This window comes from Streptomyces sp. NPDC056224 (assembly GCF_042267665.1).
GTDB lineage: Bacteria > Actinomycetota > Actinomycetes > Streptomycetales > Streptomycetaceae > Streptomyces.
In genome coordinates this window covers 61,669-77,877 of the sequence record NZ_JBHJTK010000033.1, presented here as the reverse complement: position 1 = coordinate 77,877, position 16,209 = coordinate 61,669, and the positions used below count along the sequence as shown (strand labels likewise).

Genomic DNA, 16,209 nt, shown 5'->3' with positions numbered 1-16,209 from the left:
CCCCCCGAACCACGCGGTTCGGGGGGCGCCCCTGTGTCGTCGTGCGGGCCGGCGCGCCCGCCGTCGGCCTCGGATGCGCGCCTGTCAGATGCGTACCTGGACGGCGCGGGCGAGCCGGTCGTGCAGGCCGCGGCCGTCGCGGTCCCAGATCAGCGCGGGGATGACCAGGGCCAGCAGCAGCGTGCGCACGGTCACCCGGACGGCGCCGAGGCGGCCGCCGTCCTCCGAGACCACCCGGAGCCCCATGATCCGCTTGCCGGGCGTGAAGCCCACCGTGCCGACCGTGAGGATGCTCAGGGCCAGGAAGAGCCACAGCGTCCAGCTGCGCGCCGCGGCCATGTCGCCGCCCGTGACCAGCCCGTACGCAATCAGCAGGCAGCCGGTCCAGTCGAGGGCGACGGCCGCGAGCCGGCGGCCGAACCGCGCCACCGAACCGGGCCCCTGCTGCGGCAGGCCGAGCCGTTGGCCCGGATGGCCGAAGTCGACGCCCATCTCCTCCGCGGCCGCGCGGGGGCCGGAGAGCCAGGATCCGAATGCTTGCCTGTTGTCCACCCGACCACGGTACCGGTGCCGCCTCACGGCCTTCGGACGGGACCCTGGTTAACGTGTGCGAAACAAATGGGTCATGCTTGAGAAATCCCGTCTGCTTATGGTCGGGTCAGCGTGCGGCACCGCACTGACGCGCCACGAGCTATACAACCCGTCCCTCCCCCGGGGCCGGGAGTAGGAGGAGTTGGATGTTCCAGAACGCCGACGAAGTGAAGCAGTACATCGAGGAGAACGACGTCAAGTTCGTCGACGTCCGCTTCTGTGACCTGCCTGGTGTGATGCAGCACTTCACCATCCCGGCGCGGGCGTTCGACCCGGCGGAGGAGCTCGCCTTCGACGGCTCCTCGATCCGCGGCTTCCAGGCCATTCACGAGTCCGACATGGCTCTGCGTGCCGACATCACCACGGCGCGCCTGGACCCGTTCCGCCGCGACAAGACGCTGAACATCAACTTCTTCATCCACGACCCGATCACGGGCGAGGCCTACAGCCGTGACCCGCGCAACATCGCGAAGAAGGCCGAGGCGTACCTCGCCTCGACCGGCATCGCCGACACCGCGTTCTTCGGCCCCGAGGCCGAGTTCTACGTGTTCGACAGCGTGCGCTTCGCGACCTCCGCGAACGAGGGCTTCTACCACATCGACTCCGAGGCCGGCGCCTGGAACACCGGTTCCGAGGAGAACAACCGCGGCTACAAGGTCCGCTACAAGGGCGGTTACTTCCCGGTCGCCCCGGTCGACCACTTCGCCGACCTGCGCGCCGAGATCTCCCTCGAACTGGACGCCCAGGGCCTCCAGGTCGAGCGCCAGCACCACGAGGTCGGCACCGGCGGCCAGGCCGAGATCAACTACAAGTTCAACACGCTGCTCGCCGCGGCCGACGACCTGATGCTCTTCAAGTACATCGTGAAGAACGTCGCCTGGCGCAACGGCAAGACCGCGACCTTCATGCCGAAGCCGATCTTCGGTGACAACGGCTCGGGCATGCACGTGCACCAGTCGCTGTGGGCCAACGGCGACCCGCTGTTCTACGACGAGGCCGGCTACGCGGGCCTGTCGGACACCGCGCGCTACTACATCGGCGGCATCCTGAAGCACGCCCCGTCGCTGCTGGCGTTCACCAACCCGACGGTGAACTCGTACCACCGCCTGGTGCCGGGCTTCGAGGCGCCGGTCAACATGGTGTACTCGCAGCGCAACCGCTCCGCCGCCATGCGCATCCCGATCACGGGCTCGAACCCGAAGGCCAAGCGCGTCGAGTTCCGCGCCCCGGACCCGTCGTCCAACCCGTACCTCGCCTTCTCGGCGCTGCTGCTCGCGGGCCTCGACGGCATCAAGAACAAGATCGAGCCGATGGAGCCGATCGACAAGGACCTCTACGAGCTCTCGCCCGACGAGCACGCGAGCGTCCCGCAGGTCCCGACCAGCCTCGAGGACGTCCTCAAGGCGCTGGAGGCGGACCACGAGTACCTCCTGGCCGGCGGTGTCTTCACCCCCGACCTGATCGAGACCTGGATCGACTACAAGCGCACGCACGAGATCGCCCCGATCGCGCAGCGTCCGCACCCGCACGAGTTCGAGCTCTACTTCGACCTGTAAGAACGCCTGGTGAAAGGCCTCCCGGCACACTCCACGGAGTGTGCCGGGGGGCCTTTCTGCTTTGACAGCGCGCCGAGCCCGAGTGAGGGTGGAAATGACCTAAAGGCCGGATAAGCGAGACATGTTCGGAGGTGCATGAACATGCGCCGTAGGATCGTTGCGGCCGCCATGGCGGGCGCCGCAGGAGTCGCCATCGGTCTGATGCCGGTCGGCAGTGCCTTGGCCGCGACCACTGGTGGCAGTGGCGGTGGCGGTGCGTGGAGGTGCTCGGACGGGCGCTGGAGCGACTGGCGCTGGGACGAATGCTGCAACCGCGACTGGCGGGACCGCCCGAGCTGGTGCTGGGACGACGGCGGAGTCGGCGGCAACGGCGGGGACGGCCGCTACCACCGTTACGACTGGGGCTACTGGAACGACTCGAACTGGAACTGGAACGACTCCGGCCGCGGCGGTGACGGCAACTGGAACTGGAACGACTCCGGCCGTGGTGGTGACGGCAACTGGAACTGGAACGACTCCGGCCGTGGTGGTGACGGCAACTGGAACAACGGCAACGGTGACTGGGGCAACGGCAACGGCAACGGTGACTGGGGCAACGGCCGTGGCGGCGACGGAGGCGGCGACGGAGGCTGGGGCGGCGGCCACTGACGCCGGTCAGGAAACAGGGGGGTCACCGGGCAGGGCCGGATGCCCCTGCTGCGCCGGAGTTCAGCGCAGCAGGGGCATCGCGCCGGTGAGGTCGCGCAGGCAGCGGACCGCGAGTTCGGCCGGGGAGCCGGCGCCCGAGACCGGTTCGTCCGTCGTCGACCACAGCTCCAGGGAGATCCGGATCGCGTCCGTCGCCGCGGCGGCGAGCAGCCGGACGCCCAGCGGGTCGGCGTCCGGTCCGGCCAGCCGGGCGATCACCGGGACCAGGCGCTCCTCGGAGTCCTGGTTGACGCGGTACCAGACGGCCCGCAGGGCCTCGTCGGCCGCTGCCGCGCGCAGCAGGCCGCGGGTCACCTCCAGACCCTCCTCGACCGCCTGGGAGTCGCTCAGGGACCGCCTGACGGCACGCTCCAGGGCCTCGGCCAGAGGGGTCCCGGGATCCTCCTCGGCGAGCAGCGCGCGCCAGGCGTCGCCGCCGCCCGCCAGCAGCGGGGCCACCGCCTCCTGCTTGTTGCGGAAGTAGCGGTAGAACGTGCGCAGCGCCACCCCGGCGCGGTGGGCGATGTCCTCGGCGGTCGTGCCGTCGGGGCCGTGCTCGGCGAACAGTTCGCAGGCCGCGCGGGCGATGTCGAGCTGGGTGGCGGCCTTGCGCCGCTCGGTCAGCGACTGGGTTCCGGGGCCGGCCTGGGGAGAGTACGGACGAGGGGATCTCACGAGGCGAAGCCTACCTCCCGGAATCGCGGTTTATTGCATCCATTGCCACTCTGGCAAAGCGTGCCATCGCTTGGGTACGCTCCCCCCATGAACCGTTACGAAGGACGTCGCGTCCTCATCACCGGCGGCGGCTCCGGCATCGGCCGCGCCACCGTCCACCGCATCCTCGCCGAGGGCGGCCGCGTCCACACGGTGGACGTCAGCGAAACCGGCCTGCGGGAGACCGCAGGCCAGGCGGACGCGGCCGGAGCCGCCGACCGCCTCACCACCGGCGTCCTGGACATATCCGACGAGAGCGCCGTCAAGGAGGGCGTGGCCGCCGCCGTCGACACCCTCGGCGGGATCGACGTACTGGTCAACGCGGCGGGCATCCTGCGCTCCGCCCACACCCACCAGACCACGCTCGACCTCTGGAACAAGGTCATCGCGGTCAACCTGACCGGCACCTTCCTGATGATCCGGGAGTCGCTCCCGGCGCTGCTGGCGGGTGACCGGCCGGTCGTCGTGAACTTCAGCTCCACCTCGGCGTCCTTCGCGCACCCCTACATGTCCGCCTACGCGGCCAGCAAGGGCGGCATCCAGTCCATGACGCACGCGCTGGCCGCCGAGTACAGCAAGCAGGGCCTGCGCTTCGTCTCCGTCGCGCCCGGCTCCATCGAGAGCGGCATGACCACCGGGAACGGCCCCGGCCTGCCCGAGGACACCGACTGGTCCCTCTTCGCCAAGCTCGCCCCGGCCATCGGCCAGGGCTTCGCCGGCCCGCAGACCGTGGCCGGCGTCGTCGCCATGCTGGCGTCCGAGGACGGCGCCTTCATCACCGGTACGGAGATCCGCATCGACGGAGGCACGCACTGCTGAGCAGCGCCGTCAGCTCCTGAAGCGGTCCCAGAGCCGGGGGAAGCGCTCCGCCAGCACGGCTTCGTTCTCGAAGTCCAGCGGGGTGCCCTCCGGCTCTGCCGACTGCAGCGGAACGCCCAGATCCGGCGCCACCGCCCCGGTCAGCTGCTCGTACGCCTCGTCCGCCGCGTACCCCAGCTCCTCGCCGTCCCCGTCGATCTCCTCGTCGAAGTCGCCCAGCAGCTCCGCGAGATGGTCCGGGTCGTGCACCCCGCCCTCGAACACCTCCCGCCCCTGCCCGATCAGCCAGCAGCGGAAGTAGTCGAACGCGTCGTCGCTCGCACCGTCGAGCAGCACCCAGGCCGCGCCCCACAGGTCCCAGGTGTACGCCCGGTTGTACCGCGACTCGAAGTGCCGGGCGAAGTCCAGGACGGAGTCCGGGTCGAGCTGCGCCAGCCGCTCCACGAGCAGCTCGGCGTGCTCCTCGGGGTCGCCTTCGGCGGCCTCGCGGGTACGGTCGACGATCTCCCAGAACTCCGTCTCGTCCATCACGGCTCCAGCATCACGGGTCCGACCCCGCGCCGCCACCTCGTACACGGCGAAAGGCCGGTGTCCACCCCCCAAGGGGCGAACACCGGCCTTTCACGGTCGGTCGTGCACGGCTCAGAGGCCGTAGCGCTCCCGGGCCTCCTTCACGGAGGACGCCGGAACCTCGCCGCGGCGGGCGAGCTGGGCCAGCGCGGCCACCACGATCGACCGGGCGTCGACCCCGAAGTGGCGGCGGGCACCCTCACGGGTGTCGGACAGGCCGAAGCCGTCCGTACCCAGCGAGGTCCAGTCCTGCTCTACCCACTGGCTGATCTGGTCCGGGACCTGACGCATCCAGTCGGAGACGGCGAGGACCGGGCTGGTGACGCCCTCCAGCGCGCGGGTCACGTACGGGGTCCGCAGCTCGCCGCGCAGCAGCGCCTCGTCGCACTCCAGCGCCTCGCGCCGCAGCTCGCCCCACGAGGTGGCGGACCACACGTCGGCGGCCACGTTCCAGTCGGCGGCGAGCAGCTGCTGCGCCTCCAGGACCCAGTGGATCGCCGTACCCGAGGCCATCAGCTGGATCTTCGGGGCGTCGGCGGCCGGGGCGGCCTCCGCCAGGTCCGCCGCCGTGTTGAAGCGGTACAGGCCCTTGAGGATGCCCTCCTCGACGCCCTCCGGCATCGCCGGCTGCACCTTCGGCTCGTTGTAGACCGTGAGGTAGTAGAAGACGTCTTCCGGCTGCTCGCCGTACATCCGGCGCAGACCGTCCTTGACGATCACCGCGATCTCGTACGCGAAGGCCGGGTCGTAGTTGAGCGACGCCGGGTTCGTGGACGCGATCAGGTGCGAGTGGCCGTCCGCGTGCTGCAGGCCCTCACCGGTCAGCGTGGTGCGGCCGGCCGTGGCGCCGACGATGAAGCCCTTGCCGAGCTGGTCGGCGAGCTGCCACATCTGGTCGGCGGTGCGCTGCCAGCCGAACATCGAGTAGAAGATGTAGAACGGGATCATCGGCTCGCCGTGCGTCGCGTACGACGTGCAGGCGGCGATGAAGTCGGCCATGGCGCCGGCCTCGGTGATCCCCTCGTTGAGGATCTGGCCGTCCTTGGCTTCCTTGTAGTACATGAGCTGGTCGCGGTCGACCGGCTCGTACGTCTGGCCCAGCGGCGAGTAGATGCCGGCCGACGGGAAGAGGGACTCCATACCGAAGGTACGGGCCTCGTCCGGGACGATCGGCACCCAGCGCTTGCCGGTCTCCTTGTCCCGCATCAGGTCCTTGACGAGCCGGACGAAGGCCATGGTGGTGGCCATCTCCTGCTTGCCGGAGCCCTTGAGCAGCGGGGCGAAGGAGCGCTCGGCCGGGGCCGGCAGGGCGACGTGCTTGACCTTGCGGGCCGGGGCCGGGCCGCCGAGGGCCGCGCGGCGCTCGTTCAGGTACCGGACCTCGGGGCTGTTCGCGCCCGGGTGGCCGTACGGGACGACGCCGTCGGCGAAGGCGCTGTCCGGGATCGGGAGGCCAAGGAGGTCACGCATGTCCTTGAACTCGTCGATCGTCAGCTTCTTCATCTGGTGGTTCGCGTTCTTCGACTCGAACCCGGCACCCAGCGTGTAGCCCTTGACGGTCTGCGCCAGGATGACCGTCGGCGCGCCCTTGTGATCCAGGGCGGCCTTGTACGCGGCGTACACCTTGCGGGGCTCGTGGCCGCCGCGGGAGCTGTGGAAGCACTCGGCGATCTTCGCGTCGGAGAGCACGGCGGCCAGCTGCGCGAGCTCGGCGTTGGCGCCGAAGAAGTGCTGGCGGATGTAGGCCACGTCGCGGGTCGCGTACGTCTGGAACTGCGCGTCCGGTACCTCGCGCAGGCGGCGTACCAGCGCGCCCGTGGTGTCGAGCTGGAACAGCTCGTCCCAGGCGGAGCCCCACAGCGACTTGATGACGTTCCAGCCGGCGCCGCGGAACTGGGCCTCCAGCTCCTGGACCACGCGGAAGTTGGCGCGGACCGGACCGTCGAGACGCTGCAGGTTGCAGTTGATGACGAAGGTCAGGTTGTCGAGCTGCTCGCGGGAGGCCAGGGCCAGGGCGGCGGTCGACTCGGGCTCGTCCATCTCGCCGTCGCCCAGGAACGCCCAGACGTGCGAGCCCGCGGTGTCCTTGATGCTCCGGTTCTGCAGGTAGCGGTTGAAGCGCGCCTGGTAGATCGCGGAGAGCGGGCCGAGGCCCATGGACACCGTCGGGAACTCCCACAGCCACGGCAGGCGCCGCGGGTGCGGGTAGGACGGCAGGCCGTTGCCGCCGGACTCCTGGCGGAAGTTGTCGAGCTGCTGCTCGGAGATCCGCCCGTCGAGGAAGGCACGGGCGTAGATGCCGGGGGAGGCGTGGCCCTGGATGTAGAGCTGGTCGCCGGATCCGTCGGCCTCCTTCCCGCGGAAGAAGTGCTGGAAGCCGGTCTCGTACAGCCACGCGGCGGACGCGAAGGTGGCGATGTGGCCGCCGACGCCGTACTTGGAACCGCGGGTCACCATGGCGGCCGCGTTCCAGCGGTTCCAGGCGGTGATCTTGGCTTCCATCTCCTCGTCGCCCGGGAACTCGGGCTCCGCGGAGGTGGGGATGGTGTTGACGTAGTCCGTCTCCAGCAGCTTGGGCAGGGCGAGGCCGGCGGCCTCGGCGTGCTGGAGCGTGCGGCGGAGCAGGTATTCGGCGCGGCGCGTACCGGCGGCCTGTGCGACGGCGTCGAGGGAGGCCGCCCATTCGGCGGTCTCCTCGGTGTCGCGGTCCGGGAGCTGGTCGAGCTCGCTCGGAAGCTTTCCTACGGGGTCGGACATCGGTGTGCGCCGCCTTCCGGACAAAGGAGAGGTGGTGAAAAAAATCCCTGACGGGCAGGACAGGGTCGTCGGACCTGGTTGAGGTCCGCGACGACTGTAAATCGCTGATCGATGATCGATCAAATAAAAGTGACAAAGAAACGTCCATCTGACAAAAGTCGGCACCGCGTGCCAGGAAGCAAGGCACGCAGTGCCGGTCAAATCGGGACGATACGACGCGGTCGGGCGGGCTCAGGCGCGCGGAGCGCACCCCAGGACATGCCGCTTCACCAGCAGGCCGATGTCCGGATCCTGGCTGCGGAACGCCTCGACGAGGGCTTCGTGCTCCTCTGCGTAGGACTTCTGGACCGTTCCCAGCCACCGGATGGACAGGGCCGTGAACACCTCGATGCCCAGGCTCTCCCAGGTGTGGAGCAGCACGCTGTTCCCGGCCGCCCGCACCATCTCGCGGTGGAAGCCCACCGTGTGCCGCACCTGAGCCGTGCCGTCCTCGATGCGGTCGGCCTCCCACAGCGCCGCCACGTGCGGCTCCAGGGCCGAGCAGTCGGCCGCCAGCCGGGGCGCCGCCAGCTCGGCGGCGATCTGCTCGAGGCCGGCCCGGACCGGGTAGATCTCCTCCAGGTCCGCCGCCGACAGATTCCGCACGCGCACACCCTTGTTGGGCGCCGACTCGATCAGCCGCAGCGTCTCCAGCTCGCGCAGGGCCTCGCGCACGGGCGTCTGGCTGACCTCCAGCTCCACGGCGATCCGGCGCTCGACGATCCGCTCGCCGGGCTTCCAGCGCCCGCTGACGATCCCCTCCACGATGTGCTCGCGGATCTGCTCGCGCAGCGAGTGCACGACGGGTGGGGTGATCATCTGGGCTTCATCTCCTGGTGTGTGTGCAGGGTCAGCGCGGGGCCTGATGCGTAGACAATACGGCGGCGCCCCCGCCCGGGAGTATCCCGGACGGGGGCGCCGACAGTGAGGCTGGTTACAAGCCGTTCGGCTCAGAGGCCGAGTTCGACCTCGAACTCGCCGGCCTCGAGGATCGCCTTGACGGCCGAGAGGTACCGGGCCGCGTCCGCGCCGTCCACCAGGCGGTGGTCGTAGGACAGGGTCAGGTACGTCATGTCGCGGACGCCGATGACGGTGCCCTCGGGGGTCTCGATGACCATCGGGCGCTTGACCGTGGCACCGATGCCCAGGATGGCGACCTGGTTCGGCGGCACGATGACGGTGTCGAACAGCGCACCGCGCGAGCCGGTGTTGCTGATGGTGAAGGTCGCGCCCGACAGCTCGTCCGGCGTGATCTTGTTGCCGCGGACCTTGGCGGCCAGGTCGGCGGTCGCCTTGGAGATGCCCGCCAGGTTGAGGTCACCGGCACCCTTGATGACCGGGGTCATCAGGCCCTTCTCGGAGTCCACGGCGATGCCGATGTTCTCCGAGTCGAAGTAGGTGATGGTGCCCTCGTCGTCGTTGATCCGGGCGTTGACGACCGCGTGGGCCTTCAGCGCCTGGGCGGCGGCCTTGACGAAGAACGGCATCGGCGAGAGCTTGACGCCCTCACGGGCCAGGAAGGACGCCTTGGCCTGCTCGCGCAGCTTCATGATCTTGGTGATGTCCACCTCGACCACGGAGCTGAGCTGAGCCTGCGAGTGCAGCGCCTTCATCATGTTGTCGCCGATGACCTTGCGCATGCGGGTCATCTTGACGGTCTGGCCACGCAGCTCGGAGACCGCGGCGGCCGGGGCCTTGGCGGCCGGAGCGGCGGCGGCCGGAGCCGGCGCGGCGGCCTTGGCGGCCTCGGCGGCGGCCAGGACGTCCTGCTTGCGGATGCGGCCACCGACACCGGTGCCCGAGACCGTGGACAGGTTGACGCCGGACTCCGAGGCGAGCTTGCGCACCAGCGGGGTCACGTAGGCGCCCTCGTCACCGGCCGGGGCCGGGGTGACGGGAGCGGCCGGGGCGACCGGGGCCGGAGCGGCGACCGGGGCCGGAGCGGCGACCGGGGCCGGAGCGGCCACGGGGGCCGGAGCGGCAGCGGCCGGGGCGGCCACGACCGGAGCCGGGGCGGCGACCGGAGCGGCAGCCTCGACCGGAGCCGGAGCCGGAGCCGGAGCGGCGACCGGAGCCGGAGCGGCGACCGGAGCCGGAGCCGCGGCGGCCGGGGCGGCGGCGGGAGCCGCGCCCGCGACACCGATGACGGCGAGCCGGGCTCCGACCTCGGCGGTCTCGTCCTCGCCGACCAGGATCTCCAGCAGCGTGCCGGAGACCGGCGCCGGGATCTCGGTGTCGACCTTGTCCGTGGAGACCTCGAGCAGCGGCTCGTCGGCCTCGACGGACTCGCCGACCTGCTTCAGCCAGCGGGTGACGGTGCCCTCGGTGACGGACTCGCCCAGGGCGGGGAGCACGACATCGGTGCCGGACGCGGCCGGGGCGGCGGCAGCGGCGGCGGGGGCCTCGGCGACCGGAGCCGGAGCCGGGGCCGCGGGGGCCTCGGCGACCGGAGCCGGAGCGGCAGCGGCCTCGGCGGCCGGAGCGGCAGCCGCGGCCGGCGCGCCGGAGCCGTCGTCGATGACGGCCAGCTCGGCGCCGACCTCGACGGTCTCGTCCTCGGCGACCTTGATGGACGCCAGGATGCCCGCCACGGGGGAGGGGATCTCGGTGTCGACCTTGTCGGTCGAGACCTCGAGCAGCGGCTCGTCGGCCTCGACGCGCTCGCCCTCGGCCTTCAGCCAGCGGGTGACAGTGCCCTCGGTGACGCTCTCACCGAGCGCCGGAAGGGTTACGGAAACCGACATGGTTTCTGTTGCTCCTAACGAAAGTGCGGAAGTGGTCGTCGCGCCCAGTGACGATTAGTCGTGTGCGTGCAGCGGCTTGCCGGCCAGAGCCAGGTGGGCCTCGCCCATCGCCTCGTTCTGCGTGGGGTGCGCGTGGATGAGCTGCGCGACCTCGGCCGGCAGGGCTTCCCAGTTGTAGATCAGCTGGGCCTCGCCGACCTGCTCGCCCATCCGGTCACCGACCATGTGGACGCCGACCACGGCACCGTCCTTGACCTGGACGAGCTTGATCTCGCCCGCGGTCTTCAGGATCTTGCTCTTGCCGTTGCCCGCAAGGTTGTACTTCAGGGCCACGACCTTGTCCGCGCCGTAGATCTCCTTGGCCTTGGCCTCGGTGATGCCGACGGAAGCGACCTCGGGGTGGCAGTAGGTGACGCGCGGGACACCGTCGTAGTCGATCGGGACGGCCTTGAGGCCGGCCAGACGCTCCGCGACCAGGATGCCCTCGGCGAAGCCGACGTGCGCGAGCTGGAGGGTCGGGACGAGGTCACCGACGGCCGAGATGGTCGGCACGTTGGTCTGCATGTACTCGTCGACCAGGACGTAGCCGCGGTCCATCGCGACGCCCTGCTCCTCGTAGCCCAGGCCCTGCGAGACCGGGCCGCGGCCGACGGCGACCAGCAGCACCTCGGCCTCGAAGGTCTTGCCGTCGGCCAGCGTGACGCGCACGCCGTTCTCGGTGTACTCGGCCTTGTCGAAGAAGGTGCCGAGGTTGAACTTGATGCCGCGCTTGCGGAAGGCCCGCTCCAGCAGCTTGGAGCTGTTCTCGTCCTCGACCGGAACGAGGTGCTTGAGACCCTCGATGACGGTGATGTCGGAGCCGAAGGACTTCCACGCCGAGGCGAACTCGACGCCGATGACGCCACCGCCCAGGACGATCGCGGACTCGGGCACGCGGTCCAGGACCAGCGCGTGGTCCGAGGAGATGATGCGGTTGCCGTCGATGTTCAGGCCCGGCAGCGACTTCGGCACGGAGCCGGTCGCCAGCAGGACGTGGCGGCCCTGGACGCGCTGGCCGTTCACGTCGACGGAAGTCGGGGAGGAGAGGCGGCCCTCACCCTCGATGTAGGTCACCTTGCGGGAGGCGACCAGGCCCTGCAGGCCCTTGTACAGGCCCGAGATGATCTCGTCCTTGTACTTGTGGACACCCGCGATGTCGATGCCCTCGAAGGTGGTCTTCACACCGAACTGGGCGGCCTCGCGAGCCTGGTCCGCGATCTCACCCGCGTGCAGCAGAGCCTTCGTGGGGATGCAGCCGTTGTGCAGGCAGGTGCCACCGAGCTTGTTCTTCTCGATCAGGGCAACGTCCAGACCCAGCTGGGATGCGCGCAGCGCCGCGGCGTAACCGCCACTGCCACCGCCGAGGATCACTAGGTCGAAAACGGTGCTGGCGTCGTTCGCCACGTCACGTCCTCCATGCATGTGCGCCGGGCACCGGTCGTCTGTGACCGGGCGGCGGCTGGTAATCGGCCGCTTGTTTCTTCGGCCCTGTGGTGGGGGCCCTGTCCTGCCGAGAACCCATCTTCGCATTTGTCGGGGGAACGCGGGACGGCGGGCCCGGTCTGTGGCAGGTGCTTCTGTCCGAAGCAGGGGTTACCGAAGCGTAGAAACCTACGGATTTCGTTGACAGCTGAACGCGCCCCGGGACCTGATCATGGTCCCGGGGCGAGTCACGTCTCACATGTGGTGCGTCAGCCCAGGTCGCCCGTGGCCGTGCGCTCGGCCAGCCGCACCAGCGTGCGCACGGCCGAGCCGGTGCCGCCCTTGGGGGTGTAGCCGTACGGCGCGCCCTCGTGGAAGGCCGGGCCCGCGATGTCGAGGTGCGCCCAGGTGATGCCCTCGCCGACGAACTCCTTCAGGAAGAGGCCGGCCAGCAGACCGCTGCCCATGCGCTCGCCCATGTTGGCGATGTCGGCGGTGGGGGAGTCCATCGACTTGCGCAGGTCCGCGGGGAGCGGCATCGGCCACGAGGACTCGCCGACCTCCTCGGCGATCTCGTGGATCGACGTACGGAACGCGTCGTCGTTGGCCATGACGCCGAAGGTGCGGTTGCCCAGCGCCAGCACCATGGCGCCGGTCAGGGTGGCCACGTCGACGATGGCGTCCGGGTTGTCCTCCGAGGCCTTGGTCAGCGCGTCGCCGAGGACCAGGCGGCCCTCGGCGTCCGTGTTGAGCACCTCGACGGTCTTGCCGCTGTACATGCGCAGCACGTCACCGGGCTTGGTGGCGGAGCCGGACGGCATGTTCTCGGCGAGCGCGAGCCAGCCGGTGACGTTGACCCGCAGGCCCAGCTTCGCGACCGCGACGACGGAGGCGAAGACCGCGGCGGCGCCGGCCATGTCGCACTTCATCGTCTCGTTGTGGCCGGCCGGCTTCAGGGAGATGCCGCCCGAGTCGTAGGTGATGCCCTTGCCGACGAAGGCCAGGGTCTTCTCCGCCTTGGGGTGGGTGTAGGTGAGCTTCACCAGGCGCGGCAGGTTCTCGGAACCCTTGCCGACGCCCATGATGCCGCCGAAGCCCCCCTTGAGCAGCGCCTTCTCGTCCAGGACCTGGACCTTGACGCCGTGCTCCTTCGCGGTCGCGGAGGCGACCGCCGCGAAGGCCTCGGGGGTCAGGTCGTTCGGCGGGGTGTTGACCAGGTCGCGCGCGACGTTGACCTCGGTCGCGACGACGGTGGCGCGCTCGGCCGCGGCCTTGTGCTCCTTGTCGCGCGGCTTGGCGCCCAGCAGGACGATGTCGGTGAGCGGCTGCTTGGGGCCGCCGTTCTTGTCGCCGGCGGCCTTCTTCTCGCCGCCCTGGTAGGCGGTGAAGGCGTACGCGCCCAGCAGCGCGCCCTCGGCGACGGCGGTGACGGCGGAGGCGTCGTCGAGGGGAAGGGCGAAGGCGGCCTTCTTGGAGCCGTGCAGGGCCCGGGCGGCGGCGCCGGCGGCGCGGCGCAGCGCCTCCTCGTCGAACGATTCGTCCTTCTCCGGAACGGCGCCGAGCCCGACCGCCAGCACCATCGGGACCTTCAGGCCCGCCGGGGCCGGCAGCTTGGTGATCTCGCCTTCGGCGCCCGAGGCGCCGACCGCGTCGAGCACGGCGGCGAGCTTACCGTCGTACGCCTTGTCCACGGCCTCGGCGCCCGCGGCCACGGCGGGGCCCTTGGGGCCCTTCGCGACACCGACGACGAGGGCGTCGGCGCGCAGCGTCGCCGCGCCGGAGGTGCTGAGAGTCAGAGCAGTCACGGTGGTGAAGTCTCGCTTCCGTTTGTATGTGTGGGCCGAGTGGGTGGACGGCCATCCGTAGCGATCGTATTCCGGCCCGACGGCCGCCAGAAATGAGCCTACGCGTACGGGCTCTTCCGTACGCCACTCGAAGGTTTGGCAAGTTGTTCGATCAGGACGCCTGCAGATTCACCCATCTGTGGACTCTGCTCCAGGTTTGCCCCGTAGACCTGACGAGGTCCGAAAGACTCGGCCCACTCTCGCAAGGGGACGCGGGGTTCCTTTGCATGATTTCCACAGAGCTTCCCCGGCCCGGCCGACCGCCATGGGGCCGTGCCGAGGGGTGCCTGCGGGGGGAAAGGCCGAAATGGTCAACAAGAACCGGATGAACAGGGTCGCCGCCGCCATGGCCGCGGCAGCCCTGGTGTCCGTGGCAGTACCCGCCGCGACCGCCCAGGCGGCCACGGCCGCGCGCATCGACCTGAAGGTGCTCGTCGTCGACGACGGCGGCAGCTCGGTCGAGGCGATCACCGCGGAACTCCGGGACACCGGAGTCCCGTACACCCGGGTGCAGCTGGGCAGCAGCGGCCGCCCGGTCATCGACGCGGGCTTCCTCAGCGACACGGTCGACGGCCGTCCGCGCGCCAAGTACCAGGGCGTCGTCCTGCCCAACGAGAACCCCTTCGGCGAGGGTTCGGCCGAGATGGCCGCGCTCACCGCGTACGAGACGACGTACGGGATCCGTCAGGTGGACGCCTACACCTGGGCCCACCCGGGCGTCGGGCTGGAGTACACCGACAACGGGGGGTACAGCGGCCAGCTCGACGGCACCCGGGCCGCGGTCACCGCGGCCGGCAAGGCGGGCCCCTTCGCCTACCTGGGGGGCCAGGTCGCCTTCGAGGACAACTCGGCCCTCGTGCCCGAGAGCTTCGGGTTCATGGGCAAGCCGCGCACCGGCTACACCAGCTACCTCGACGCCCCCGTCGGCTCCGGCCGGGCCTCGCTCGTCGGCGAGTACACCCACGACGGGCGCAGCGAGCTGGTCGTCACCTTCGGCTACAACCAGTACCAGCAGCAGTTCCGGCTGCTGGCCCGGGGCATCGTGGACTGGCTCACCCAGGGGGTCCACCTCGGGCAGAGCCGCAGCTACTTCGCGGTCCACGTCGACGACGTCTTCGCCCCCGACGCCCGGTGGAGCAAGGAGCTCAACTGCACGCCCGGCGACTACGCCTGCGCGGGCGGCGAGGGCAAGGAGAGCACCATCCGGATGACCGCCGCCGACGCCGTCTACGCGGCGCAGTGGCAGCAGTCCAAGGGCTTCAAGCTCGACATGCTCTTCAACGCGGGCGCCGGCGAGGAGTGGAAGGCCGAGAACGGCGGCACCGACGCCCTCACCGCCCAGCTCGTCGCCGACCGGGCCAAGTACCGCTGGATGAACCACACCTACACGCACCCCTTCCTCGGCTGCGTCCAGGACACCACCACCACCCCCTGGACGTGCACGAAGAACGCCGCGGGCGCCGTCAACTGGATGAGCCGCGCGGAGATCTCCGCGCAGATCCGCGACAACAACAACTGGGCGGCGGCCAAGGGCATCACCACCGACCGGACCGAGCTCGTCACCGGCGAGCACTCGGGCCTCAAGACCCTCCCGCAGCAGGGCCAGGACAACCCCAACCTGGCCGGCGCGCTCGCCGACAACGGCGTCAAGTGGGCGGGCAGCGACAACTCCCGCGAACCCGCGCAGCGGGCGGTCGGCGCCGCCCTGACCGTGCCCCGCCACCCGATGAACGTGTACTACAACACGGGCACCAACGCGGAGATGGCCGACGAGTACAACTGGATCTACGCCAGCCGCGCGGACGGCGGCAGCGGCATCTGCGAGGACAACCCGGCGACCTCCACCTGCCTGCCGGCCGCGCTCGACGTCAACACCGGCTACCTGGACCACATCGTCCCGCAGGAGGCCCGGACCGCCCTGCGCCACGTGCTGGCCAACGACCCCCGCCCCCACTACGTCCACCAGTCCAACCTCGCCGAGGACCGCACCCTCTACCCGGTGCTCAACCAGGTCCTCGACACCTACCGGACCCTCTACGCGCCCAGCACGCCGATCGTCAACCAGACGATGAAGGAGGCCGGCGTCGAGCTCGGCCGCCGCGCCGCCTGGGACAAGGCGCTCGCCGACGGCAAGGTCACCGCCTACCGCATCGGGACCGCCGTCACCGTCAAGGCGCCCTCCGGGGTCGCCGCCCCGGTGACCGCCCCCAACGGGACCAAGAAGCAGCTCCTGCTCGGCACCGCCGACTTCGGCACCGCCTACGCGGGAACCCGCTCCACCTGGACCCAGCCCGAGCTGTTCCAGAGCGCCGTCACGCTCAAACTGCCCGCCTGACCGTCCGGGCCGACCACCAGCAAGCCGCCACGAGAACAACCCGGCGCCGGCGCTCCGCGACTCCACGGGCGCCGGCCCCTTTTCCGTCCTGG

Annotated in this window: 12 protein-coding genes; 4 read left to right on the top strand and 8 right to left on the bottom strand. The window is 70.3% G+C overall.

What is annotated here, in order from left to right; genetic code table 11:
• Positions 1 to 84: 84 nt before the first annotated feature.
• Entirely contained in the window at positions 85 to 552 is a 468-nt protein-coding gene (locus tag ACFCZ1_RS28875) for an RDD family protein (RefSeq protein ID WP_376681198.1), read from the bottom strand.
• A gap of 185 nt (positions 553 to 737) precedes the next feature.
• Between ACFCZ1_RS28875 and glnA the strand changes: the two genes are divergently transcribed.
• Both glnA and ACFCZ1_RS28865 read left to right on the top strand, forming a co-directional pair.
• The gene (gene glnA / locus ACFCZ1_RS28870; RefSeq protein ID WP_376681197.1) at positions 738 to 2,147 is read left to right on the top strand and encodes a type I glutamate--ammonia ligase; all 1,410 of its coding nucleotides are present in this window, start codon (positions 738 to 740) and stop codon (positions 2,145 to 2,147) included.
• Positions 2,148 to 2,288: 141 nt separating this feature from the next.
• Positions 2,289 to 2,795, top strand: a complete 507-nt coding sequence (locus ACFCZ1_RS28865; protein ID WP_376681196.1) for a hypothetical protein — start codon at positions 2,289 to 2,291, stop codon at positions 2,793 to 2,795.
• A 60-nt stretch (positions 2,796 to 2,855) separates the two neighbouring features.
• Here the strand turns inward: ACFCZ1_RS28865 and ACFCZ1_RS28860 are convergent, their stop codons facing one another.
• On the bottom strand, positions 2,856 to 3,509 hold the full coding sequence (locus ACFCZ1_RS28860; RefSeq protein WP_376681195.1) for a TetR family transcriptional regulator: 654 nt from the start codon (positions 3,507 to 3,509) through the stop codon (positions 2,856 to 2,858).
• Positions 3,510 to 3,596: 87 nt separating this feature from the next.
• Between ACFCZ1_RS28860 and ACFCZ1_RS28855 the strand changes: the two genes are divergently transcribed.
• Positions 3,597 to 4,367 carry an SDR family NAD(P)-dependent oxidoreductase gene (locus ACFCZ1_RS28855; protein WP_376681194.1) on the top strand — a complete coding sequence of 257 codons (771 nt, stop codon included), beginning with the start codon at positions 3,597 to 3,599 and terminating at the stop codon, positions 4,365 to 4,367.
• A gap of 9 nt (positions 4,368 to 4,376) precedes the next feature.
• On the opposite strand, the gene ACFCZ1_RS28850 is transcribed toward ACFCZ1_RS28855, so the two are convergent.
• The 6 genes from ACFCZ1_RS28850 to ACFCZ1_RS28825 form a co-directional block, all read right to left on the bottom strand.
• A complete protein-coding gene (locus ACFCZ1_RS28850) occupies positions 4,377 to 4,898 on the bottom strand; it encodes a DUF4240 domain-containing protein (protein WP_376681193.1) in 522 nt (173 codons plus the stop codon).
• A gap of 111 nt (positions 4,899 to 5,009) precedes the next feature.
• Positions 5,010 to 7,694 (bottom strand): pyruvate dehydrogenase (acetyl-transferring), homodimeric type, encoded by a 2,685-nt coding sequence (gene aceE, locus ACFCZ1_RS28845; protein ID WP_376681192.1) that lies wholly within the window; start codon positions 7,692 to 7,694, stop codon positions 5,010 to 5,012.
• 231 nt (positions 7,695 to 7,925) lie between these two features.
• Positions 7,926 to 8,549 carry a GntR family transcriptional regulator gene (locus ACFCZ1_RS28840; protein ID WP_376681204.1) on the bottom strand — a complete coding sequence of 208 codons (624 nt, stop codon included), beginning with the start codon at positions 8,547 to 8,549 and terminating at the stop codon, positions 7,926 to 7,928.
• Between the two features lie 134 nt (positions 8,550 to 8,683).
• Positions 8,684 to 10,477 carry a 2-oxoglutarate dehydrogenase, E2 component, dihydrolipoamide succinyltransferase gene (gene sucB, locus ACFCZ1_RS28835; protein ID WP_376681191.1) on the bottom strand — a complete coding sequence of 598 codons (1,794 nt, stop codon included), beginning with the start codon at positions 10,475 to 10,477 and terminating at the stop codon, positions 8,684 to 8,686.
• 54 nt (positions 10,478 to 10,531) lie between these two features.
• Positions 10,532 to 11,920 carry a dihydrolipoyl dehydrogenase gene (lpdA, locus tag ACFCZ1_RS28830; RefSeq protein ID WP_376681190.1) on the bottom strand — a complete coding sequence of 463 codons (1,389 nt, stop codon included), beginning with the start codon at positions 11,918 to 11,920 and terminating at the stop codon, positions 10,532 to 10,534.
• A 287-nt stretch (positions 11,921 to 12,207) separates the two neighbouring features.
• Complete coding sequence (locus ACFCZ1_RS28825) at positions 12,208 to 13,743, bottom strand: leucyl aminopeptidase (protein WP_376681189.1); 1,536 nt, start codon at positions 13,741 to 13,743, stop codon at positions 12,208 to 12,210.
• Between the two features lie 346 nt (positions 13,744 to 14,089).
• Here ACFCZ1_RS28825 and ACFCZ1_RS28820 point away from each other — a divergent pair, with 346 nt between their 5' ends.
• Positions 14,090 to 16,117 (top strand): hypothetical protein, encoded by a 2,028-nt coding sequence (locus tag ACFCZ1_RS28820; protein WP_376681188.1) that lies wholly within the window; start codon positions 14,090 to 14,092, stop codon positions 16,115 to 16,117.
• Positions 16,118 to 16,209: the final 92 nt, after the last annotated feature.

Bases quoted from the DNA above. Each gene is read 5' to 3' on its own strand.
- glnA (WP_376681197.1), top strand. From the start codon at position 738: ATGTTCCAGAACGCCGACGAAGTGAAGCAGTACATCGAGGAGAACGAC.
- ACFCZ1_RS28865 (WP_376681196.1), top strand. From the start codon at position 2,289: ATGCGCCGTAGGATCGTTGCGGCCGCCATGGCGGGCGCCGCAGGAGTC.
- ACFCZ1_RS28855 (WP_376681194.1), top strand. From the start codon at position 3,597: ATGAACCGTTACGAAGGACGTCGCGTCCTCATCACCGGCGGCGGCTCC.
- aceE (WP_376681192.1), bottom strand. From the start codon at position 7,694: ATGTCCGACCCCGTAGGAAAGCTTCCGAGCGAGCTCGACCAGCTCCCG.
- sucB (WP_376681191.1), bottom strand. From the start codon at position 10,477: ATGTCGGTTTCCGTAACCCTTCCGGCGCTCGGTGAGAGCGTCACCGAG.
- ACFCZ1_RS28820 (WP_376681188.1), top strand. From the start codon at position 14,090: ATGGTCAACAAGAACCGGATGAACAGGGTCGCCGCCGCCATGGCCGCG.